We start from the raw sequence: 22,896 nt of genomic DNA on the forward strand, positions 1-22,896 counted from the left end.
GGCGCAGAAAAACCTCTTAACTTATCGTTTATTAATTTCTTCAAGCAATAATTTGTTGACCATTGGCGGGTTGGCTTGTCCTTTAGTCGCTTTCATGATTTGACCTACTAAGAAGCCGATTGCGCGGTCTTTACCGTTTTTGAAGTCTTCGATGGATTGCGGGTTGTTGTCAAGCACTTCTGTAATAATCGGAAGAAGTACGTTTGGATCTGAAATTTGAACCATGCCTTTTTCTTTGACGATTTTTTCAGGGTCTCCACCGTTTTTCACTAATTCATTGAACACTTTCTTCGCAATTTTGGATGAAATTGTGCCGTCTGAAATCAATTTTACTAATCCAGCCAAGTTTTCAGGCGTTAATTTTGTTTCCGTGATTTCCACTTGTTCTGCATTCAAGTATCCGGAAACGTCGCCCATCAACCAGTTGGCGGAAAGTTTTGCATCGGCGCCCAATTTCACCATTTCATCGAAGAAATCTGAAAGTGTTTTGTTCACAACCAATACGTTTGCATCGTATTCAGTTAAGCCAAGTTCTTCGATGTAGCGTTTTTTGCGGGCATCTGGAAGCTCAGGAATGGAAGCTTTTACGCGTTCCAACCATTCATCATCAATCACAAGATGCACTAAGTCCGGTTCTGGGAAGTAGCGGTAGTCTTCCGCTGTTTCTTTGACGCGCATCAAGATCGTTTTGCCTGTTTTTTCATCAAAACGGCGTGTTTCTTGTCTGATCACGCCACCGCTCATTAAGATTTCCGCTTGGCGTTTTTGTTCGTATTCAAGTCCTTTACGAACAAAGTTGAAAGAGTTCAAGTTTTTCAATTCCGTTTTTGTACCGAATTCTTTTTGTCCGTATGGGCGAAGGGAAATGTTCGCGTCGCAGCGCAATGAACCTTCTTCCATTTTCACATCGGATACGCCTGTGTATTGGATGATGGATTTTAATTTTTCCAAATATAAGTACGCTTCTTCAGGTGTGCGGATGTCCGGCTCAGAAACGATTTCCAAAAGCGGAGTCCCTTTACGGTTGAAGTCTACAAGGGAGTAGCCATCGCCATGCAACAATTTACCGGCGTCTTCTTCCATATGAAGACGTGTGATGCCGATTCGTTTTGTATAGCCTGGTTGACCGTCTTTTTCCGGAACTTCGATTTCAATCCATCCATCATAGCCGATTGGTTTATCATATTGGGAAATTTGGTAGCCGCTCGGATTGTCCGGATAGAAATAGTTTTTCCGGTCAAATTTCGTATGTTGGTTGATTTTCATGTTTAAAGCAAGAGCCGCTTTCATTGCGTATTCCACAACGTTTTTATTTAAAACAGGAAGCACTCCCGGATATGCAAGGTCGTAAACTGTTGTATTTGTGTTTGGCTCCGCACCGAATTGGTTTGGTGCAGTCGAGAAAATTTTGGATTCCGTTTTTAATTCAACGTGTACTTCTAGACCAATGACTGTTTCAAAGTTCATATTATTTACCCTCCAATCTAGGAGATTGTTTATGGAAATCTGTTGCTTGTTCAAATGCGTATGCAGCGCGGTATACCGTTTCTTCATCGAAGTGTTTGCCGATGATTTGCAAGCCTAATGGCAAGCCGTTTTCAAATCCGCATGGAATCGAAATTGCAGGTACCCCCGCCAAGTTGATTGGAATTGTTAAAATGTCGTTTGCGTACATTGTTAATGGATCGTCAATGTTTTCGCCGATTTTGAATGCTGGTGTTGGTGTTGTTGGACCAACGATCACATCATAATCTTCAAACACTTTATCGTAGTCTTGTTTGATTAATGTACGGACTTGTTGCGCTTTTTTATAGTAAGCATCATATGTGCCGGCAGACAAAGAGTACGTACCAAGCATGATGCGGCGTTTCACTTCATCGCCAAAGCCTTGGGCGCGTGTTTGTTTGTATAATTCCAACAAGTTTTTCACGCCTTCAGCACGGAAACCGTAGCGGATACCGTCGAAACGGGCAAGGTTGGATGAAGCTTCTGAAGATGCCAGGATATAATAAGTCGCCAATGCGTACTTGGAGTGAGGAAGGGATACTTCTTCCACTGTTGCGCCAAGACCTTTGAACACTTCAAGGGCATCCATTACGGATTTGCGTACGCCTTCTTCCACACCTTCTCCCAAGAATTCTTTTGGCACGGCGATGCGCAACCCTTTGATATCACCATCCAATTTGGATGCATAGTTAGGCACTGGCACATCTGCGCTTGTGGAATCGTTAGGGTCCACGCCGGCAATCACTTCAAGCAATAAGGCATTGTCATATACATTGCGGGTGATTGGCCCGATTTGGTCAAGGGAAGATGCGAAGGCAACGGCTCCGAAACGGGAAACACGGCCATATGTCGGTTTCATTCCCACAACGCCACAGAATGCGGCAGGTTGACGGATGGAACCGCCTGTATCTGTACCTAATGCGAATGGCACTTCACCCGCTGCGACACTCGCTGCAGAACCGCCGGAAGAACCGCCTGGCACACGTTCAAGATCCCAAGGGTTTTTTGTCTTTTTATAATAAGAAGTTTCTGTTGAAGAACCCATGGCGAATTCATCCATGTTGAGTTTACCAATTGTGATCATGCCTGCTTCGCGAAGCTTTTTCACCACTGTCGCGTCATAAATCGGGATGAACCCTTCCAAAATTTTAGAAGCGCAAGTCGTTTCAAGGCCTTCCGTCACGATATTGTCTTTTATGCCGATAGGAAGACCGAACAATGGTCCACGTTCACTCACCGGCACTTGATCTTTTTCATTTGCTTCTTCAAGTGCTTTTTCTTTGTTTAAGGCAAGAAACGCTTGTACATCTCCATCGACTTCTTCGATTCTTTTATAGGTTTCATTGATCAAATCGACAATTTTAAATTCACCTTTATGTAAACCTTCTTGTAATTCTTTCGATGAACGTTCTAACAACGTCATGAAGTTCCCTCCTTTAATATGGGTATCGATAAAATTGGAAAATACAAGCATCTATTTTTACAAACACAAAAATAATGGCCGCTGCCATTAAACAATCGAATTTATTCTTCTAAAATTGGCGGAACTTTGATTAAGCCATTTTCATGTTCTTTTACATTCAACAGCACTTTTTCAAGCTCCAATCCTTTTTTGGCCACGTCTTCACGCATTACGTTCACGATTGGTAACACATGGGAAGTTGGCTCCACATCTGTTGTATCCAATTCATTTAATGTTTCTACATATTCCGTAATTTTCCCGAGCTGTTCAGTGAACTTTTCCGCTTCTTCCTCGGAGATTGCCAAACGAGCCAAGTGGGCAATGTGCTTTACTTCTTCCTTCGTCAATTTTGCCATTGATTACACCTCCACATTTCATAAACCTGGCAATAATAATACCATTTTTCGATTGAAAAATCACACGTTTATTGGAAAATCCCATAATAATACGATTACTTTTCAATTATCTCCAAAAAAAGCATATTTTCAAACACTTCTTCAAATAAATTCAAACAATTTGAAACAGTGTTACGTCATCCGCAACACTGTTTCCCATCACATTTGATTCATTTTTGGCGCCAATTTCAGTAATCATAAATGTGTACAAAAGGCTCTTTTTCATTTCGATCTTTTATGATCACCGCTTCCGGACCGTTGATGGATGTAACGCTTACTTCAATATCAACACTATCCGGGAATCTTTTCATAATAACGCCTGTCAAATATTGAGTAAAGCCGATAATCTCTGTCGTGCCATAAAATTGGATCGGCACCTCAACCGACAATTTGACCAGCTGATTGTTTTGATAAAACCCTTTGCCTATCACATTTGTATAGTTGGAAAAATATTTTAGAATATCTTGTTTAAAGTTCAGGAATTTCGTATTCGTATCTCGGTAGATGTCTTCCGGCGTTGACATAGGGAAGGTCACGTATTTTTCATTGATGCCAACCCAATCTCCCAAATCACTTTTTCCCGGCTTTGCCACGCTGTAGGCAAAATAAGTTCCAGGAACAATGGAATTGCGGGCTTCCTGTTTAAATAAAGCGACTAAGATTGGCACATCCTGCAATTCTGTACGGGCACGCAAGCGGCGGACCACTTCCTCCGCCATTTCTTTCCCTTTTTTCTCCAACTCCGCTTGAGGAATTGGTTCATCATACCATTCGCCGTATTGTTCTTTTTGATAATAATATATGGAATTCAGCGCGAGGCCGATGGAGATCCCTCCAAGGGCCACTTTATTGTCGCTCGTTTTCTTTAAGTAGTTTTGTTCAATAATATGCGCTAAATAAATTGGCGCTTCTTTTGCCCGTTTTTCAGGATCCATGCCGTCTTCCGCCGGAGGATTCAATCCTTCTTCATTTTTATTGCTCCGTGACAGCCAATTGGTTACCGTTTCACTGTCCAAATATTGGCCTTCTTGGAAATAGTAGCTGTCGGTGCTGTATTCGTTTTGCGAAATGCGCATTAATCCTTCTTCCGCTTCTTTAATGTCGTATTTCGTATAAATATTGGACACGACAAGGCCACGGGCTGCGCTCTCTTTATATGGTATGAGCGTTTTATAATAACTTTCGTCTAACTGCATTTTTGGGATGATTGTCGTTTCAACTTCTGCTTCAGATTTTTGATTTGGTCCAACCACTTCCGTATCTTCCCGAACGGAAGGTACACAACCTGCAAGCATTGCAACAACGACCATCGCCGGTATCCAGCGAAATCGGTTCATTGCCTGAATCCCCTTTACTCTTCTAATTGTTCAATAAAGCGATTTTCGTCCCAAACTTCTATTCCCAGTTCCTGCGCTTTTGTCAATTTTGAGCCTGCATCGGCTCCCGCAATGACAAGATCCGTCTTTTTGCTTACGCTTCCTGTCACTTTACCACCTAACTCTTCTATTTTCGCCTTTGCTTCGTTGCGTGTCAATCGTTCCAATTTTCCTGTCAATACGACCGTTTTTCCGGCAAACGGGCTATCCGCTATTGCTGTGCTGGCTTTTTTGCCTTTGTATGTCATGTTGACGCCGGCTTCTTTCAACCGGGCAATCAATTGTCTCGCTTCCTCTTTTTTGAAATAGGAAACCACCGATTGGGCTATTTTTTCGCCGATTTCATGGATGGACACCAATTCTTCTTCTGTTGCCTCCATGATGCGGTCCATTGTTTCGAATTCCTCCGCAATGAGTTTTGCCGCTTTTTCGCCGACATGGCGTATGCCGAGGCCGAATAATAAACGCTCCAATGAATTTTCTTTTGAACGTTCAATGGCATTGACCAGATTGGTTGCGGAAAGCTGTCCCATCCGATCCAATTTGGCCAGCTCGTCCACTTTTAAAAAGTAAAGATCCGCCACATCCCGAATATAGTTTTCTTTTAATAGCAATTCCGTAATTTTATCCCCTAAGCCGTCGATATTCATCGCATTTCTGGAAGCGAAATGTTTGATCCCTTCCGCAATTTGGGCAGGGCATGCAGGGTTCACACAGCGGATCGCCACTTCATCATCAATGCGGATCAGTCCGCTTCCACAGGCAGGGCAAGTTTTTGGCATTTCATAAGGAACGGTGCCTTCCGGGCGCTGTTCCAAAATGACACGGACCACTTCCGGAATGATATCGCCCGCTTTATGAACGATTACGGTATCCCCGATTCGGATGTCTTTTTCGCGAATCAAATCTTCATTATGAAGGGAAGCCCGGCTGACAGTCGAACCGGCGAGTTTTACCGGCTCCAAAATCGCTGTTGGCGTCACAACTCCCGTACGGCCAACTGTCCAGTCAATATGAAGCACTTTTGTGATGGCTTCTTCCGCAGGGAATTTATAAGCAATCGCCCAGCGCGGACTTTTTACGGTCGTTCCCAGTTCTTCCTGGTGGGCAAATCGGTTCACTTTCACGACAATGCCATCGATTTCATAAGGCAAGTTTGGACGTTCGGTTGTCCACTTTTTAATAAACGCCAAAACATCATCAATTGTTTCACAAAGCGTCCGTTCTTTATTAACGCGGAAACCGAGGGATTCCAAGTAATCGAGCATTTCCGCGTGGCTGTCAATTCCGTATGCTTCCCCGTCTCCGCCGATTCCGTAAATAAAGGTCGCCAAGTTCCGTGAAGCGGTGATTTTTGAATCCAATTGGCGAAGGGAACCGGCAGCGGCATTGCGGGGATTGGCAAAAAGGTCTTCGCCATTTTCTTCCCGCTCCATATTCAATTCCAGAAAAGACCTTTTCGGCATGTAGGCTTCCCCGCGCACTTCGATTGTTACAGGCTCTTTTAATCGCAACGGGATATCTTTGATAGTTTTTAAATTCACCGTGATGTCTTCGCCCACTGTTCCATCGCCGCGGGTAGCGCCTTGTACAAAAATGCCGTTTTCATATCTTAATGAAATGGCGAGGCCGTCGATTTTCAGCTCACACACATAGTTGTATTTGTCGCCAATGGCCTGGCGGATTTTCCGGTCAAAATCCCGCAAATCTTCTTCGTTAAAAGCGTTGGATAAACTCAACATCGGGTATCTGTGGGTCACTTTATTGAACCCTTCAAGCGGTTTTCCCCCGACCCGCTGTGTTGGGGAATCGGGATAAATGAGTTCCGGGTGCTCCTTTTCAATCGCCATCAATTCTTGCATCAGCTGGTCATAGACGGCGTCCGGCACCAATGGATTATCCAACACATAGTACGCATGGGCATATTCATGCAACAATTTATTCAATTCAGCGACGCGTTTTTCAAGGTCTTTATCTTTCATCGTCATCCTCCACAATTTGCGAAATGTTCTCTAAGCTTTTGTAATTGGGGCAAATTTGGCCAAAAGCCGCTTGATTCCTTTATCTGGAAAAGCGATATCCAATTCCAAATCATCGCCTTCCCCTTTTACGCTGACGACAACGCCTGTACCCCATTTCCCGTGAATGGCTTTGTCTCCCACTTTCCATTGCATTTGCTCGCCGCCTGTCCGTTGAGGTGTGGCGAATTTCGCTTTCGGTTGGACGTTCATTCGGGCATTATTGGAAGTTTTCTTCTGTCCAAATGGCAATCTGTCTTCCCTGTATTCAGAACTGAAGGATTTGGCATCCAGGATGTCCTCTGAAATTTCATCAATGAAACGGGAAGGCGGGTTGGAATTCGGACGTCCAAAAAGGGTGCGGAAAGAGGCGCAAGTCAAATATAGCCGTTCTTCTGCCCGCGTGATTCCCACATAGGCCAAGCGCCGTTCTTCTTCCAACTCCTCTTTGACACCAATGGAACGGGAATGCGGGAAGATATTTTCTTCCATTCCGATGATGAATACGACCGGAAACTCCAAGCCCTTTGCCGAGTGCATCGTCATCAAGACAATGCTTTCATTTGAATTGTTTTCTTCATCCAGTGAATCGATATCCGCGATCAAAGCAAGATCCGTTAGAAAAGCGACAAGGGATTTATCTTCGCTTCTTTCTTCAAAGGCTTTTGTCACGGATAAAAACTCTTCCAGGTTTTCCAGTCTGCTTTGGGATTCGATCGTGTTTTCCTTCTCGAGCATTGCCCGGTATCCGGACTTTTCAATAACTTCTTCCACCAATTCGGTCACGGATAAATAATCCTGCATTTTTGAAAATCCTTCAATCAAATTGCGGAAGTTTTCAAGGGCGTTCATTGCCCGCGGCGTCAAACCAATGGAAGAAACCTCATAAAGCGCTTTAAAAATGGATAGATCATTTTCAATGGCATATGTGGCAATCTTTTCAAAAGTGGATGCTCCAATGTTCCGTTTCGGTTCATTGATGATGCGGGCCAATGATAGATCATCGTCATTGTTCGCAATGAGACGCAAATAGGCAAGCAGGTCCTTGATTTCTTTCCGATCGTAGAATTTCGTGCCGCCGACGATCGTATATTGCAAATTCGATTTCACTAACACTTCTTCCATTGCACGGGATTGGGCATTTGTGCGGTAGAGGATGGCGAAATCCTTTAACGTGCGCCCTTCCGTTTCCATCAATTCTTTGATTGTTTTCACGACGAATTGCGCTTCATCCCGTTCATCGCGGGCTGTATAAAATACGATTTTTTCTCCTGTTGGATTCTCTGTACGCAGCACTTTCGGATAGCGGCTTTCGTTGTTGGAAATGACATCATTGGCCGCCTGCAAAATCCGTTTGGTGGAACGGTAGTTTTGTTCCAGCAAAATCACTTTGGCATTCGGATAGTCTTTTTCAAAGGATAAAATGTTCCGAATGTCCGCACCGCGCCAACGATAAATGGACTGGTCGGAATCCCCTACAACACAGATGTTTTTAAATTTCGATGCGAGCATTTTGACCAGCTTGTATTGGGAGTGGTTCGTATCTTGATACTCATCGACATGAATATACTGGAATTTATTTTGATAATATTCAAGAACATCCGGCACTCTCTCAAACAGTGTAATCGTCATGATAATTAAATCATCGAAATCGAGGGACTGGTTTTTCCGAAGGGTTTTTTCATACGCTTCATACACTTCCCCCGCCATTTTTTCGAATGGGTTGAATGGATTCGCATTCTTTTTATATTGTTCCGCTGTGATACATTCATTTTTGGCGGAACTGATGGCAGATAAAACGGATCTTGGATCATATTGTTTCGTATCAATATTGAGTTGTTTAAAGACGTTTTTAATGGCCGTCAACTGGTCGGAAGCATCGAGAATGGAGAAGTTTTTGGAAATGCCGATGCGATCAATATGTCTTCTCAAAATGCGCACGCACATGGAGTGGAAAGTGGAAACCCACATGTTTTCGGATATGCCGCTGCCAAGAAGTGCATCAATCCGCTCCCGCATTTCCCTTGCTGCTTTATTCGTAAAAGTGATCGCCAAAATATTGGATGGATACACTTGTTTTTCTACAATCAAGTATGCAATCCGGTGGGTCAATACCCTTGTTTTCCCCGAACCTGCACCAGCCATGATGAGAAGGGGGCCTTCTGTCGTTTTGACCGCTTCCTGTTGTTGTGGATTCATTCCGTTCAATAAATTTTTTGTCAACTGTTCCATGGTGCACCTCACTATACCAAACGTTTGTTCTATTATACTACAATGCCGTTATTTTCTCATCGGTCACTTTGACAAGCTTTTCACTGCCTCCACCGTTTTCAAGGCTTCTTTCAAATCTTCATAAATGACATTTCCAACAACGACCGTGTCAGCAAATTGGGCCATTTCTTCCGCCTGGGCCGCCGATTTGATGCCGCCGCCGTAAAATAATCGCGCGTCCTCCAGCACTTCCTTGACGGCTTTGACGATTTCTACATCCCCATATGTACCGCTGTATTCCAAATAAAAGATGGGCAGTTTAAAGTAATTTTCCGCAAGTCTTGCATAAGCAATGACGTCCTCTTTCGATAAATTGGCATCGGCTTCCGTTGCCCCTGCCGCTTTGCAATCCGGATTCAATATAACATAGCCTTCCGCGATCAGCTCGTCCCAAACCATGATGTCTCCGTATTCTTTGATGGCAGCATGATGCAAATCTTTTACCCATTTTGTATTCGTGCTGTTTAATACGGTTGGAATCAGATAATAGTCAAATCCGGGCGTGATGGATTCGATCGTGGATATTTCCAATGCGACCGGTACAGAATATCTTCTAATCCGGACAAGCTGTTCGAGCACGTTATCCAACGTCACATCATCCGTTCCGCCAACGATGATGACATCTGTGCCGGATTCGCATACCTTTTCCAAATCTTCATCCGAAAGTTCTTTCGATGGATCAATTTTAAATGCATGTCTCCAATGTTTAAAATCCATAAAGGTCTCACCTATTCCTAATCATATTCTGTGCTTATTAGTATATCTCAAAGTTGTACTTTCCGAAATTCACAACTTCATCATCCACAAAAGCGGACAGATTTTTCATCGGCGTGGATGCACAAAAAAGTTGCCTTCGCTTTTGAAGCGTAAGACAACCTGATTAAGGGTTTATTTTTTTGGTTCATATGGTTTTTCATCGGGATATAAACGGCTCAACATTTCCTCATATGCGTCGTTGCCATAATCGAAACAGCGGCGCACCCGGGAAATGGTTGCCGTGGAAGCCCCTGTTTCCTTTTTGATTGTTTCATACGTTTTTTTCAATCTCAACAGGTGGGCCACTTCAAATCGTTGAGCCATCGACTGGATTTCGCTGATTGTGCATAAATCGTCAAAAAATCTATAACATTCTTCAAGGTCCCGTAGTTCCAATATTGCTCTGAATAGTTGATCTGTCTGAGGACCACGAATTTTATCAACCTGCATTTTCATCACCCTTTCAACTTTGCTGGTCAGAAGCTGTGTAAGTTACAGAAGCATCGATTCCCGGATTTGTTGGAACAAAATGAATCCATGTATGACCTGGTACAAGTTTCACTTCACTGCCGTCGCTTTCCACCGCCGTTAAAACGCCATCCTTGTTTTCCCATCGAACGACCCGCATCATTCCCTGTTGGAAGAGATATGCGCTTCCGCCCGAATAAATATCGATGTCACGGCGGCCTTTATCGTCAATCACCGTATGCGCCATTTCAAATATTAATACATTGGATACCTTCACCGGTTCTCCAGTCAATAAATCCGTCGTCACTGTCCCACCGGAAGAACGGGTATAGGTGTTGCTGGCAGAATCATAGGTATAGCTGCTGTTAAAGTTTTCATTCCTGCCGTAACGGACTTGTATTTTGTCTGCTTGCACACCGGTTTTAGGACTTTCTTCTTTATCATAATAAGTATACGATACTTTTTTCTGATAGAGAAGTGAAGCGTTCACTTTTTCCGCCGCAGCTTCCAAATTGTCGGTAATAAAATAGGAGTTATGCGGTGCCACCCGATCTTTGGAGCGCTTGAAGAATGAGCCATCGTAATACATTCCGTTGATGTTGTCCACCATGCCGCTCTCAAGCATCCGCTTTGCTTCAGGGCTGAAACCATGGGCAATGTAGAAGGCGTCAAGTCCTTCCGCCAGTTCAACGAAGTAGGAGCGGGCACTTCGGATTGGACCGATTTTCTCAGGAAATTCCGATTGGTACAGTGCCAAAAATCTTGTTACATCCCCTTCCGCAAGCATCTCATAAACGACATCCGCACTTGCTATGCCGGATTGGGGACGGGCAGCGGGGTGATTATTGATTGTCGCAAGAACAGGTCTCATTGTGATCTCTTCTGAAAGCATTTCTCCCGTGAATGGCGCCGGATACAATTCTTCCGTTTCTTCTTCAATTGGTTCAACCGGTTCCTCTGAATCTTCTATGCTTTTTTCTTTATCTCCACATGCCGCAAGCAGCGAAATGCTGGCGAAAACACAAAACAACGCTTTTTTTGAAATCATGCTTTTCATCCTTTCAGCTAGCGCATCACAGAAGGAATCATAACCTCTTTTTTCATGACGTCAAAAATTCCCTTTTGTGTGATGCGAATATAAGGTAAATGGGTTGATTCTAAAAAGAATAATGTATAAATCGCATCGGTATGCTTATATCCTCTTTCTCTTAAGGCAGCTTTCAGCGCGGCTTCTTTTTCTATCAACTCTTCCATGTTCCCGATATAGAAGTTTCCGGCGCCGGCCAATGGGAGCGACACAATCACTTCATTGTTTTCTGTGAGGACAATTCCGCCCTTCATCTTTTTCATTTCGTGAAAGGCTTTTATGATATCCTGCTTATTTTTTCCGATTAAGACGATGTCTCCGGTATTGGGATGTGAAGAAGCAAACCCTCTTACATTCTTTGCAAAGCCTTTCAGCATTGTATTAATTCGCCATTTACCCTTCCGATCTATTAAAATCAATAAACTCTCATCGGAATCAGGAGAAAGTTCATTTTTGTGCAATGGGAAATTGACGGAATAAGGTTTTGTAATCACATCGTTCACTAATTCAATTCCAATTGGCGTTGATAATTGGAAATCATCATCGGTTAAATCGAAGCCGATTTCAAGTGATTCAAAATACTGATTCCAATCGATTTCCGGCAAAGACTGCACTTTTTGTCCTTCTTTTTTCAACCAAACTCCTTTGGATAATACCGATTCAGGATTTGGATGGAATTCATCCGTCAAAATGTTCAACGTGGCAAATCTGCCTGTCGCAATCATGCCGTGCAAGTGGGATAAATTATAATATCTTGCAATATTGTAGGTCGCCATGTTATACGCATCAATCGGATCGACTCCGGTATCGAGCGCCTGCCGGATGCACATGTCCATCACGCCATCACGATGGAAAACAGGGGTTGAGCCATCTGTTGTCATCATGAGATGGTCGAATATATTTAACTTTTTCTCCAAGATCCCTTTTAATAGATTTGGAAGATCAGGACGGATGGAGGAATATCTTAAAGTGACCCCATAGCCATGTAAAATGCGTTTTTCCACATCCTCTGCCGTCATTGCTTCATGATCGCCGTCCGCTCCAAGAAGCTTCATTCTCACAAGGGTTTTTTCCGAAGCGCCCGGAAAATGCCCTTCAATTTTTTTCCCTTTTTTCTTCGATGACTGGATCCAATAGAGCATCTGGTCGTCGCCGCGCAACAGGCGGGGCCATCCTGTCAATTCCCCGCCAAGCAATACGTCGTCCCTTTCAATCCATTCAAAAATCGATTTATTTGTAAAAATCTGATCTTCATTTTCCATTTCCGTTTGCGAATCGTAGCGGGTCCACCAGTAAAAAGCAAATGGATATTTACTCAGCTCATCCAACAGTGAAAACGCTTTCTTGATCGGGAGTTGTAAAGCAAAGTGCTGGTTGTCGCTGATAAACATCGTTGTCCCAAATTGGGCTGCATAATCTGCAAACGACACCGGATTATACAGTTGGAATGGGTGAACATGCGGTTCAATATAACCTGGTACAACCGTCTTTCCTTCCAAATCGATCACTTCGGCTTCAGATACGTTTTCCGGCATTTCTTTTCCCACATAAATAATCCGGTTCCTTAATATCCAAATATTTCCATATAACCATTGTTTTAACACACTATGTATGTATCGTGCATTTTTCAAAACGATTGTTGGCGATTTTTTTCCTTCGATGACTGCAACTTGATCGCGGATTTCTTGTATTTTCCAAAACGATTGTGGCATTTGTTACACTCCCTTCTATTATATATAAATTATTTATTTCGTTTATTTGCGTTTTATTCGCACATACTAACATTGCTGAAAAGCAAGCGCAGTTGCTTTTATCGTAACACAGCACTTTATTAAATTAAAGTGAATTCATTCAATTCATTTCATGCGAAAAGGGGTGGATTTTCTTGTTGGAAGAAAATATTTCTGAAAAAAGCGCCTTCGTCCGTCTTGTATTAGGGATTGGTTTGACAGCTTGCGGAATCAGCCATTTAGTGAAAGAAAACGGCAGCAGAATGTTGGGAACCCTGTCTGTTGCAGCCGGTGCGATGAAAATTGCGGAAGGTCTTTTCTTCTATTGTCCAACGAAGGCACTCTTCAGCAATAACGTAAAAGATGCGGTATCCAGTTCCATCCAGGATTTTATGGATGCGGACAGTTTAATGACCGCTTTCAACTCAAAATACAATAGCGGCAACCAGAATCAAAGCCAAAGTTCCCAAGCCCAAAGCGCAAGCGGTAACGAAGGGGCTGAACTGTTGCAAACTGCTGCAAATGTGGCTGAAAAGGTTGCCAGCACAACTCCTGCCGGCACTGAAGCAAATCAGGCTGCAAAAGCGGTTAAAGCCGTTGCCAACAGTCAGAAACGCTCAAAATAATCAACACTCGTTAAGAAAAGCACAAACCTCATTATTGGTTTGTGCTTTTTTGCCGTATTTATCCCATAAAAATTATTTGAACGTTCTCCAACCGATATCTTTGCGGTAGAAGAAATGATCCCACGAATATTTTCCAATGGCTGCATATACTTTTTCTTTCGCTTCTTTCAAAGTGTTTGCTTTTGCCGCCACGAGTAACACGCGGCCGCCGTTTCCGACATATTGTCCATCTTTCAGCTTCGTTCCGGCATGATATACTTCCACTTCTCCGCTCAGCTCTTCCAAGTTTGGAAGCGGATTACCTTTTTCAATCTCTCCCGGGTATCCTTCTGCGGCAATCACAACGCCCAGCATTGCTTCATCAGACCATTGCAAATCGAAAGGTTTTTCATCCATCAATGCTTTCATGAACTCTCCAAAATCGGATGACATGCGAGGAAGCACCACTTGTGTTTCCGGGTCACCGAAACGCGCGTTGAATTCAATCACTTTCGGTCCTTCTTTTGTCAAAATCAACCCTGCATATAAAATGCCGGTAAAGGATGCCCCTTCAGCTTCCATGGCTTTGACAGTCGGTTCAATGATTTCTGTATAGGCGCGGGAAACCATTTCTTCCGGAATTTGCGGAACCGGAGAATATGCGCCCATGCCGCCTGTGTTTGGACCTTGATCCCCATCATATGCGCGTTTATGGTCTTGGGCAATCACCATTGGATAAATTTGTCCTTTATGTACAAAGGACATGAAAGAGAATTCTTCCCCTTCCAAAAATTCTTCGATGACCACTTTCGATGAAGATTCCCCGAAGCGCTGATTGCCGATCATGTCCGTTACCGCATCAATGGCTTCCTGTTCCGTCATGGCCACCACTACGCCTTTTCCGGCTGCCAGTCCATCGGCTTTGACAACGATTGGCGCACCTTTTTCTTTGATATACTCAATCGCTTTATCCACTTCAGTGAATGTTTCATATACAGCGGTTGGAATGTTGTATTTTTTCATCAATTGTTTTGCAAACGATTTGCTGCTTTCGATTTGTGCAGCTTTTTTTGTTGGACCGAAAATCGCCAAACCTTGTTCCTGGAAATAATCCACGATTCCTGCTGCAAGTGGTTGTTCTGGTCCTACAAACGTTAAGTCGATTTGTTGCTCTTTCACGAATTTGGCCAAGTTTTCAAAATCCAATGCATCGATGGCAACCAATTCCGCACAGTCACGCATTCCGTCATTTCCCGGTGCCACATACACTTTTTCAACCGATGGGGAAATGCTGAATTTCTTGGCGATTGCGTGCTCGCGTCCACCACTGCCAACTACTAACACTTTCATATAGTCAGTCCCCTCCTATATACTATTGGGAATATTACTTTTCAAGGGATAAATTTCAAAAATGCCCGCAGCTTTAGAAAAGACGGCTACGAATCGAGCCGCCTTTATTCATTAATGTTTGAAATGTCTTACTCCTGTAAATACCATGGCTATTCCAGCTTTGTTCGCCGCATCGATGGAATCTTGGTCCCGGATGGATCCGCCTGGTTGAATAATCGCTGTAATTCCCGCTTTAATCGCTTCTTCCACTGTATCCGGCATTGGGAAGAATGCGTCGGATGCCAACACGGCTCCTTTTGCTTTTTCCCCTGCTTGCTCCAAAGCGATTTTTGCGGCACCGACACGGTTCATTTGACCAGCGCCGATTCCTAATGTCATTTCTTTATTATTTACGACGATGGCATTTGATTTCACGTGTTTTACAACCGCCCAGCCAAGTTTTAAAGCTTCCCATTCTTCTTCCGTTGGTTCGCGGTCCGTTACCACTTTAATCTCTGCATCCTCGAAACCGTACGTATCATCTTCTTGGACGAGCAGGCCGCCCTCAACGGAAACCACTTTAAACGGATCTCTTTTTTCTTGGGCGAAGTTGATTGTCAACAAACGGATATTTTTCTTTTTCGTTAAAATTTCCAATGCTTCTTCGCTGAATGAAGGCGCAATGATAATTTCAAGGAAGATTTTGCTCAATTTTTCGGCTGTCGCTGCATCCACTTCACGGTTTAATGCAATGATTCCGCCGAAAATGGAAACAGGGTCAGATTCATAAGCACGGTCAAAGGCTTCTTCAATTGTGCTTCCAATTCCGACGCCGCATGGATTCATATGTTTTACCGCCACTGCAGCCGGCTCTTTGAATTCTTTCACGATTTGAAGAGCGGCATTTCCGTCTTGGATGTTGTTGTAGGAAAGTTCTTTCCCATGCAATTGCGTTGCATAAGCAAGCGAGAAGTCCGATCCTAAGCGTTTTTTATAAAATGCCGCTTTTTGGTGAGGGTTTTCACCGTAGCGCAAAGTTTGTTTTAATTCGTAAGTCAATGTTAAGTTTTCCGGGAATTCTTCTTCCGTTAAATAGTTGGAAATGTATGCATCATAGCTTGCTGTGTGACGGAACACTTTCGCAGCAAGTTTTTTGCGCGTTTCGAAAGTTGTTGCACCATTTGCTTTCAATTCTTCAAGCACCGTAGCATAGTCGTTGCTGTCCACGATGACTGTTACATATTGGTGGTTTTTCGCCGCCGCACGCAACATTGTCGGACCGCCAATATCGATGTTTTCAATCGCTTCTTCATACGTCACATCCGGTTTAGAAATGGTTTCTACGAATGGATATAGGTTGACACAAACGATTTCAATCGGTTCAATTCCATGTTCTTTCATTTGCGCCTGGTGGGAAGGATCATCAAATTTCCCCAATAATCCGCCGTGAATCATCGGATTTAATGTTTTCACACGGCCATCAAGAATTTCAGGGAATTTTGTCACTTCATCTACTCCGGTTACGGGCACGTTATTTTCTTGAAGCAATTTTTTCGTACCGCCTGTAGATAAGATTTCATACCCTAAAGCAACCAATTCTTTCGCGAATTCTACAATTCCATCTTTGTTTGAAACACTAATCAGTGCACGTTTAGCCACAGTCAAAGCCTCCAATTTGTTTTTTCAAATTTAGCCTATCTTTTTGAAATTATTTATTTTCAAATAATTTTTTTAACGTTTTTGGGTAAAGTACATGTTCCACTTGATGAATGCGTTCTTCCGTCGCTTCCCGGTCGCCTTCCACCACTTCCACTGCTTGTTGGGCAATGATTGGGCCGGTATCCATCCCTTCATCCACATAATGGACTGTCACACCGGTAATTTTCACACCGTGCTCCATCGCTTGTCCAATGGCATCTTTGCCAGGGAATGCCGGCAATAAAGAGGGATGAATATTGACAATTTTATTCGGATACTTGGAAAGCAGCGTTTCGCCAACTAATCGCATATAGCCTGCCAAAACGATCCATTCCACTTCTTTTTCTTCTAATCTTTCGGCAATGGCAGATTCATATGTAGCCTTTGAATCGTACTCTTTCGGTGAGAAAGCGAAAACCGGGATGCCGAATTTTTCTGCCCTTTTGACCACATATGCATTCGGTTTATCCGTTACCACCAATTCAATTTTGGCATCCAATTCCCCACGTTCAATGGATTCTTGGATCGCTTGGAAATTTGTCCCGCTGCCTGAAGCAAAAACCGCTATTTTTGTTGTCATTGACTTAAGCTCCCATCGTGATTTCCATTAAATATTACTCCTTCGCCTTTAACAACACGGCCGATTTTGAACGCTTTCTCCCCGTGGGCTTCCGCAATTTCCACCACTTTGTCCGCATCTTCGGCTGAAACGGAAAGGACGAATCCAATTCCCATATTAAACACGTTGTACAAGTCGCGATCCTGCAGTGATCCTTTATCTTTTAAGAATTCAAAAATGCGTGGGATTTCCCATGTTCCTAAATCGATCTCCGTTGCCAATCCTTCCGGCATCATGCGAGGCAAGTTTTCATAAAATCCGCCGCCCGTGATGTGGGCCATTCCGTGAACGTCCACTTGTTTCAACACTTCCAGCACCGGTTTCGCGTAAATTTTCGTCGGTGTGAGAAGCGACCCGCCAATTGGCCCCAAATCCTCATAGCCTTCAATCACTTCATCAAATTGATAACCGCAATCATTAAAAACAATTTTGCGTACCAAGGAATAGCCATTGGAATGCACACCGCTGGATGCAAGTCCGACAAGCACGTCACCTTCCACAATTTTTTCTCCAGTGACCACTTTCGATTTTTCGCAAGCACCCACAGCAAAACCGGCCACATCGTATTCATCTTCATCATATAAACCTGGCATCTCAGCCGTTTCACCGCCGATCAATGCTGCGCCTGCCTGCACACAGCCGTCCGCAACACCGCTGACAATCTGTTCAATCTTTGCAGGATCCGCTTTTCCAATCGCGATATAATCGAGAAAATACAATGGTTCCGCACCTTGGGCCACAATGTCATTGACGCACATGGCCACGCAATCAATGCCGATTGTGTTGTGTTTATCTGCCATAAATGCCAGTTTCAATTTTGTCCCGACACCATCTGTACCAGAAATAAGAACCGGTTCCTTTAAGTTCAGTGAAGATAAATCGAACATGCCACCGAAGCTGCCAAACGCTCCCATCACCCCAAGGCGGTTTGTTCTCTCGACATGGGACTTCATGCGTTTAACCGCTTCATAACCCGCTTCAATATTTACCCCCGCTTGCTCATATGCTTTTGACATGATTCTTCCTCCTTAACGTGAAAGTTCCTTGATATGTGGTAAGACAGTGTCCGGGAAAATTTCTGTTGGATATTTTCCAGTAAAGCAAGCCATGCAAAGACCGCCGTACTCATCATCAAAAGGTCTTGAAACGGCTTCTACCAATCCTTCGGGCGATAAAAACGTCAAGGAATCCGCACCAATTGCTTCCCGGATTTCATCAATCGTTCTTCCAGTAGCAATTAATTCTTCATCGGATGAAATATCAATGCCATAGAAACAAGGATTGGAAATTGGCGGAGAAGTGATTGCCACATGCACTTCTTTCGCTCCTGCTTCTTTCAACATTTTGACGATTCTGCGTGAAGTCGTTCCGCGGACAATGGAATCATCCACCATTACGACACGTTTGCCGCGCACCACTTGAACAACAGGTGAAAGTTTCATTTTCACTCCGCGTTCACGCAATTCCTGTGTTGGTTGAATAAATGTCCGGCCGACATACCGGTTTTTGATTAATCCCATTTCATAAGGAATCCCGATTTCTTCAGCAAATCCAATGGCAGCGGAAATGGAAGAATCCGGAACACCTGTCACAACATCCGCATCGATATGACCCATTTCTCTGGCCAATTGTTTTCCCATCCGTTTGCGGGCCATATGAATGTTGACTTGATCGATATTGGAATCAGGACGTGCAAAATAAACATATTCCATTGCGCACATTGCCCGGCGTTCCATTAACGCGTACCGGTCTTCCTCGATGCCATTATTCGAAATAATGACCAATTGACCCGGTTGAACTTCCCGGACATATTCCGCACCAATTAAATCGAAAGCACATGTTTCGGAAGCAGCCACCCATGCATCACCCACTCTGCCGATGGAAAGCGGGCGCAACCCATTGCGATCCCGGGCTAGAATCATTTTATCTTTCGTTAAAATAATGATGGAGAAAGCCCCTTTCAACAAGGAAAGGGCTTCTTTCACTTGCTCGAGAAAATTGGGTTTTTTGCTTTTTTTGATAAGATGCACAATGACTTCCGTATCTGAAGTTGAATGGAAAATACTTCCTGAGCGCTCAAGATGTTGTTTTAGATGATTGGCATTCACCAAATTTCCGTTATGGGCTACTGCCATTGTGCCAGTGGAGGAACGGAATAAAAGGGGCTGAACGTTGTCAATTCCCCCTCCACCTGCCGTTGTATAGCGAACATGGGCGATTGCAGCATTTCCTTCCAAACTATTTAATTTTTCTTCATTGAATACTTCATTGACCAGGCCTTCACCTTTCACGATTTTAAAGTACTGGCCGTCTGTCGCGACGATGCCAGCACCTTCTTGTCCTCGATGTTGAAGCGCATGCAGGCCGTAGTAGCTCATTTTGGCTGCTGCTTCATGGCCCCATATCCCAAAAACACCACATTCTTCGTTTAAGCCTCTGATTTCAGCAAGCATGGGATAGCTCCTTTCCAAGCAGAACAAAATTCATCTACAGAACCTTCAACCAATAAACCTGGTTCCCCTTCAATGGTGATTTTTCCATCGTTTGTTACTACACCAATTTTTTGCGCATCCGGAATCATTTGTTCAAACGATGCCGCATCTTCTTCTTTCACCGTTACAATAAAGCGGGATTGTGATTCACTGAATAATGCGGTTACAGGTGAACCCTCTAATTTCACGTGGATTCCGAGACCATTCGCATTAAAAGTTTTTTCCGCCAATGCAACTGCTACGCCGCCTTCAGCCACGTCATGAGCAGACTGAACGAGTCCTGCGCGAATGGCAGAAAGCAATGCTTTTTGGCGTGCAGCCTCTTCTTCCAAATCGATTGACGGTGCTTTACCGAAGATTTTTCCATAAACCAATTTTTGAAGTTCGGATCCGCCGAATTCTGTTTTGGTTTCCCCAAGTAAATAAACGATGTCGCCAGCTTGTTTTACTTCTTGCGTTGTTACATGGGATAAATCTTCCACTAATCCAACCATGCCGATTGTTGGTGTTGGATATACCGCTTGACCGGAGTGTTCGTTATAAAGGGATACGTTTCCGCTGATAACCGGTGTTTCTAAAGCGGTGCATGCCGCAGCAATTCCATCGGCACTTTTTTCAAGTTGCCAGAAGATTTCCGGTTTTTCCGGATTTCCAAAGTTTAAGCAGTCCGTGATTGCCAATGGTTCTCCACCGGATGCGACAATGTTGCGGGCAGCTTCCGCCACTGCGATTTTACCGCCTGTTTCCGGATCCAGGAAAATGTAGCGGGAGTTGCAGTCAGCTGTCATCGCAAGCCCTTTATTTGTGCCTCTTACGCGCAATACAGCCGCATCGGAACCAGGTGTCACCACTGTGTTGGTACGCACTTGGTAGTCAAATTGATCATATACCCATTCTTTTGATGCAACCGTAGGGGCTTGAAGCAATTGTTTCAATGTTTCTTTGAAATCATCCACTTCCGGTTCGCTGTTTTCCATCGCTTGGAACTCTCTATAATATTCCGGTTCTTTGGATGGTTTGTGGTAAACTGGCGCATCTTTCGCCAACGCATCCGCAGGGACTTCTGCCACCACTTCCCCTTTATGAATGAGGCGGAGCATTTTATCCTCTGTTACCCGGCCGATTGCCACCGCGTCCAAACCGTACTTTTCAAAGATTTTTTTGATTTCTTCTTCACGGCCTTGTTTCACGACTAAAAGCATCCGTTCCTGTGATTCGGAAAGCATCATTTCATAGGCAGTCATTCCTGTTTCCCGTTGAGGAACCAAGTCCAGGTTCATTTCAATACCGTATCCGGCTTTTGATGCCATCTCTGAAGAAGATGAAGTGAGTCCTGCCGCTCCCATGTCCTGGATTCCGACAAGCGCATCGGATTTTACCACTTCCAGGCATGCTTCAAGCAGAAGTTTTTCCATGAATGGGTCTCCCACTTGAACCGCCGGACGTTTTTCATCGGATTCTTCACTCAATTCTTCCGACGCGAAAGTGGCACCGTGAATTCCGTCGCGGCCCGTTTTTGCACCTACATACATCACTGTGTTTCCAACACCTTTGGCAACACCTTTTTGGATATCTTTATGATCGATTAACCCAACGCACATGGCGTTAACCAAAGGATTTCCTTCATAGCATGGGTCAAATTGTACTTCGCCGCCAACAGTCGGAATTCCGATACAGTTACCATAACCGGCGATCCCGGCGACAACTTCTTCAAACAAGTATTTCACCCGAGGTGTTTTTAATTCGCCAAAACGCAAAGAGTTTAGCAGTGCAATTGGACGCGCTCCCATGGAAAATACGTCGCGGATAATTCCGCCAACCCCTGTTGCGGCTCCTTGGTATGGTTCAATGGCTGAAGGATGGTTATGGGATTCCATTTTGAATACAACGGCTTGCTCGTCACCAATGTCCACAATCCCTGCCCCTTCACCAGGACCTTGCAATACGCGGGGACCGCTTGTAGGGAATTTGCGCAACACCGGCTTGGAGTTTTTATAAGAACAGTGTTCAGACCACATTACAGAGAACAAACCTGTTTCTGTCCAATTTGGAAGACGACCTAAAATTTCTTCAATCTTCGCAAATTCTTCATCACTTAACCCCAAGTCGCGGTAAAGCTTCTGCTCCTTAATTTGTTCTGCTGTTGGTTCAAAATTAGACATGTGATTCCCTCCACTGTTTCACAATTGATTTGAATAACGCCAGTCCATCTGCACTGCCAAGTAATGCATCCACCGCGCGTTCCGGATGGGGCATCATGCCAAGAACGTTGCCACGCTCGTTTACAATACCAGCAATGTTTTCAAGACTTCCGTTCGGATTTTCTCCTGAATAAGTGAACACGATTTGGTTGTTTTCTTTTAATTTTTTCAACGTTTCCTCGTCACAGAAGTAGTTTCCTTCACCGTGGGCAATCGGAATTTGAATGATTTGCCCTTGTTCATATTGATTGGTAAACAATGTTTGGTTGTTTTCAACTTTTAACGGAACCGTACGGCAAATGAATTTTAAGTTTTTATTGCGGAGCAGTGCGCCAGGTAAAAGTCCGGCTTCCGTCAAAATTTGGAATCCGTTGCAGACTCCCAAAATCGGTTTTCCTTCTTCCGCCGCTTTTTTCACTGCTTGCATCACCTTTGACTGGCTTGCCATGGCACCGCAGCGTAGATAGTCTCCATATGAGAAACCGCCCGGAATCAAAATGGCGTCAAATTCGCTCAAATCTTCCGCATCATGCCAAACATATTCCACTTCTTCGCCAAGTTCGTCTTTGATGGCATGGTACATATCGACGTCACAGTTCGACCCTGGGAAAACGAGTACAGCAAATTTCATGATTATTGAGCCTCCTCGATTTCAAAGCGATAATCCTCGATCACTGTGTTCGCAAGCAGCTTTTCACACATTTCTTTTACCAATGCATCGATATCCCGCTCTGTATCGGAAATGAGCAATTCCAAATATTTCCCGATGCGGACATCTTCCACTTCTTTGTATCCCATGTTGACTAAAGAACCTTTCACGGCTGAACCTTGAGGGTCCAATACACTTTCACGCAATGTGACGTAAATCTTCACTTTTTTCATC

At 43.9% G+C, this 22,896-nt stretch carries 19 protein-coding genes; 1 reads left to right on the plus strand and 18 read right to left on the minus strand.

The window, feature by feature from the left end; all coding sequences use genetic code 11:
* Positions 1-21: 21 nt before the first annotated feature.
* From gatB to NST13_RS09885, 10 genes are all read right to left on the minus strand, one after another.
* Positions 22-1,467 (minus strand): Asp-tRNA(Asn)/Glu-tRNA(Gln) amidotransferase subunit GatB, encoded by a 1,446-nt coding sequence (gene gatB, locus NST13_RS09840; RefSeq protein WP_342471135.1) that lies wholly within the window; start codon positions 1,465-1,467, stop codon positions 22-24.
* 1 nt (position 1,468) lies between these two features.
* A complete protein-coding gene (gatA, locus tag NST13_RS09845; protein ID WP_342471134.1) occupies positions 1,469-2,929 on the minus strand; it encodes an Asp-tRNA(Asn)/Glu-tRNA(Gln) amidotransferase subunit GatA in 1,461 nt (486 codons plus the stop codon).
* Positions 2,930-3,030: 101 nt separating this feature from the next.
* Positions 3,031-3,324 (minus strand): Asp-tRNA(Asn)/Glu-tRNA(Gln) amidotransferase subunit GatC, encoded by a 294-nt coding sequence (gene gatC / locus NST13_RS09850; RefSeq protein WP_342471132.1) that lies wholly within the window; start codon positions 3,322-3,324, stop codon positions 3,031-3,033.
* A gap of 227 nt (positions 3,325-3,551) precedes the next feature.
* Positions 3,552-4,700, minus strand: coding sequence for a CamS family sex pheromone protein (locus NST13_RS09855; protein WP_342471131.1), 1,149 nt, complete (start codon positions 4,698-4,700; stop codon positions 3,552-3,554).
* 14 nt (positions 4,701-4,714) lie between these two features.
* On the minus strand, positions 4,715-6,721 hold the full coding sequence (ligA, locus tag NST13_RS09860; protein ID WP_342580519.1) for an NAD-dependent DNA ligase LigA: 2,007 nt from the start codon (positions 6,719-6,721) through the stop codon (positions 4,715-4,717).
* A gap of 30 nt (positions 6,722-6,751) precedes the next feature.
* Positions 6,752-8,989: a DNA helicase PcrA gene (gene pcrA / locus NST13_RS09865; RefSeq protein WP_342580520.1), complete on the minus strand. Its 2,238-nt coding sequence runs from the start codon at positions 8,987-8,989 to the stop codon at positions 6,752-6,754.
* Positions 8,990-9,052: 63 nt separating this feature from the next.
* The gene (locus NST13_RS09870; RefSeq protein ID WP_342471128.1) at positions 9,053-9,745 is read right to left on the minus strand and encodes a heptaprenylglyceryl phosphate synthase; all 693 of its coding nucleotides are present in this window, start codon (positions 9,743-9,745) and stop codon (positions 9,053-9,055) included.
* A gap of 171 nt (positions 9,746-9,916) precedes the next feature.
* Positions 9,917-10,234 (minus strand): YerC/YecD family TrpR-related protein, encoded by a 318-nt coding sequence (locus tag NST13_RS09875; RefSeq protein ID WP_141603113.1) that lies wholly within the window; start codon positions 10,232-10,234, stop codon positions 9,917-9,919.
* A 13-nt stretch (positions 10,235-10,247) separates the two neighbouring features.
* Positions 10,248-11,300 (minus strand): DUF3048 domain-containing protein, encoded by a 1,053-nt coding sequence (locus NST13_RS09880; protein ID WP_342580521.1) that lies wholly within the window; start codon positions 11,298-11,300, stop codon positions 10,248-10,250.
* Positions 11,301-11,317: 17 nt separating this feature from the next.
* On the minus strand, positions 11,318-13,051 hold the full coding sequence (locus NST13_RS09885; protein WP_342580522.1) for an adenine deaminase C-terminal domain-containing protein: 1,734 nt from the start codon (positions 13,049-13,051) through the stop codon (positions 11,318-11,320).
* 173 nt (positions 13,052-13,224) lie between these two features.
* On the opposite strand from NST13_RS09885, the gene NST13_RS09890 reads away from it, so the two are divergent.
* Positions 13,225-13,695 (plus strand): DUF2892 domain-containing protein, encoded by a 471-nt coding sequence (locus NST13_RS09890; RefSeq protein ID WP_342471125.1) that lies wholly within the window; start codon positions 13,225-13,227, stop codon positions 13,693-13,695.
* A 72-nt stretch (positions 13,696-13,767) separates the two neighbouring features.
* Here NST13_RS09890 and purD read toward each other — a convergent pair whose 3' ends face one another.
* The 8 genes from purD to purS form a co-directional block, all read right to left on the minus strand.
* On the minus strand, positions 13,768-15,024 hold the full coding sequence (gene purD, locus NST13_RS09895) for a phosphoribosylamine--glycine ligase (RefSeq protein ID WP_342580523.1): 1,257 nt from the start codon (positions 15,022-15,024) through the stop codon (positions 13,768-13,770).
* 111 nt (positions 15,025-15,135) lie between these two features.
* Positions 15,136-16,662, minus strand: coding sequence for a bifunctional phosphoribosylaminoimidazolecarboxamide formyltransferase/IMP cyclohydrolase (purH, locus tag NST13_RS09900; protein ID WP_342471123.1), 1,527 nt, complete (start codon positions 16,660-16,662; stop codon positions 15,136-15,138).
* Between the two features lie 49 nt (positions 16,663-16,711).
* Complete coding sequence (purN, locus tag NST13_RS09905) at positions 16,712-17,281, minus strand: phosphoribosylglycinamide formyltransferase (RefSeq protein ID WP_342580524.1); 570 nt, start codon at positions 17,279-17,281, stop codon at positions 16,712-16,714.
* Positions 17,278-18,336: a phosphoribosylformylglycinamidine cyclo-ligase gene (gene purM, locus NST13_RS09910; RefSeq protein WP_342471121.1), complete on the minus strand. Its 1,059-nt coding sequence runs from the start codon at positions 18,334-18,336 to the stop codon at positions 17,278-17,280. Before purM ends, purN begins: the two co-directional genes overlap by 4 nt.
* Positions 18,337-18,348: 12 nt before the next feature.
* Complete coding sequence (purF, locus tag NST13_RS09915) at positions 18,349-19,773, minus strand: amidophosphoribosyltransferase (RefSeq protein WP_342471120.1); 1,425 nt, start codon at positions 19,771-19,773, stop codon at positions 18,349-18,351.
* The gene (gene purL / locus NST13_RS09920) at positions 19,749-21,974 is read right to left on the minus strand and encodes a phosphoribosylformylglycinamidine synthase subunit PurL (protein WP_342471119.1); all 2,226 of its coding nucleotides are present in this window, start codon (positions 21,972-21,974) and stop codon (positions 19,749-19,751) included. Before purL ends, purF begins: the two co-directional genes overlap by 25 nt.
* Positions 21,967-22,644 carry a phosphoribosylformylglycinamidine synthase subunit PurQ gene (gene purQ / locus NST13_RS09925; RefSeq protein ID WP_342471118.1) on the minus strand — a complete coding sequence of 226 codons (678 nt, stop codon included), beginning with the start codon at positions 22,642-22,644 and terminating at the stop codon, positions 21,967-21,969. The genes purL and purQ overlap by 8 nt, the downstream gene beginning before the upstream one ends.
* A gap of 2 nt (positions 22,645-22,646) precedes the next feature.
* Positions 22,647-22,895 carry a phosphoribosylformylglycinamidine synthase subunit PurS gene (gene purS, locus NST13_RS09930; protein WP_342471230.1) on the minus strand — a complete coding sequence of 83 codons (249 nt, stop codon included), beginning with the start codon at positions 22,893-22,895 and terminating at the stop codon, positions 22,647-22,649.
* Between the last annotated feature and the right edge of the window lies 1 nt (position 22,896).

The organism is Ureibacillus sp. FSL W7-1570, assembly GCF_038593265.1.
Classification (GTDB): Bacteria; Bacillota; Bacilli; order Bacillales_A; family Planococcaceae; genus Ureibacillus; species Ureibacillus suwonensis.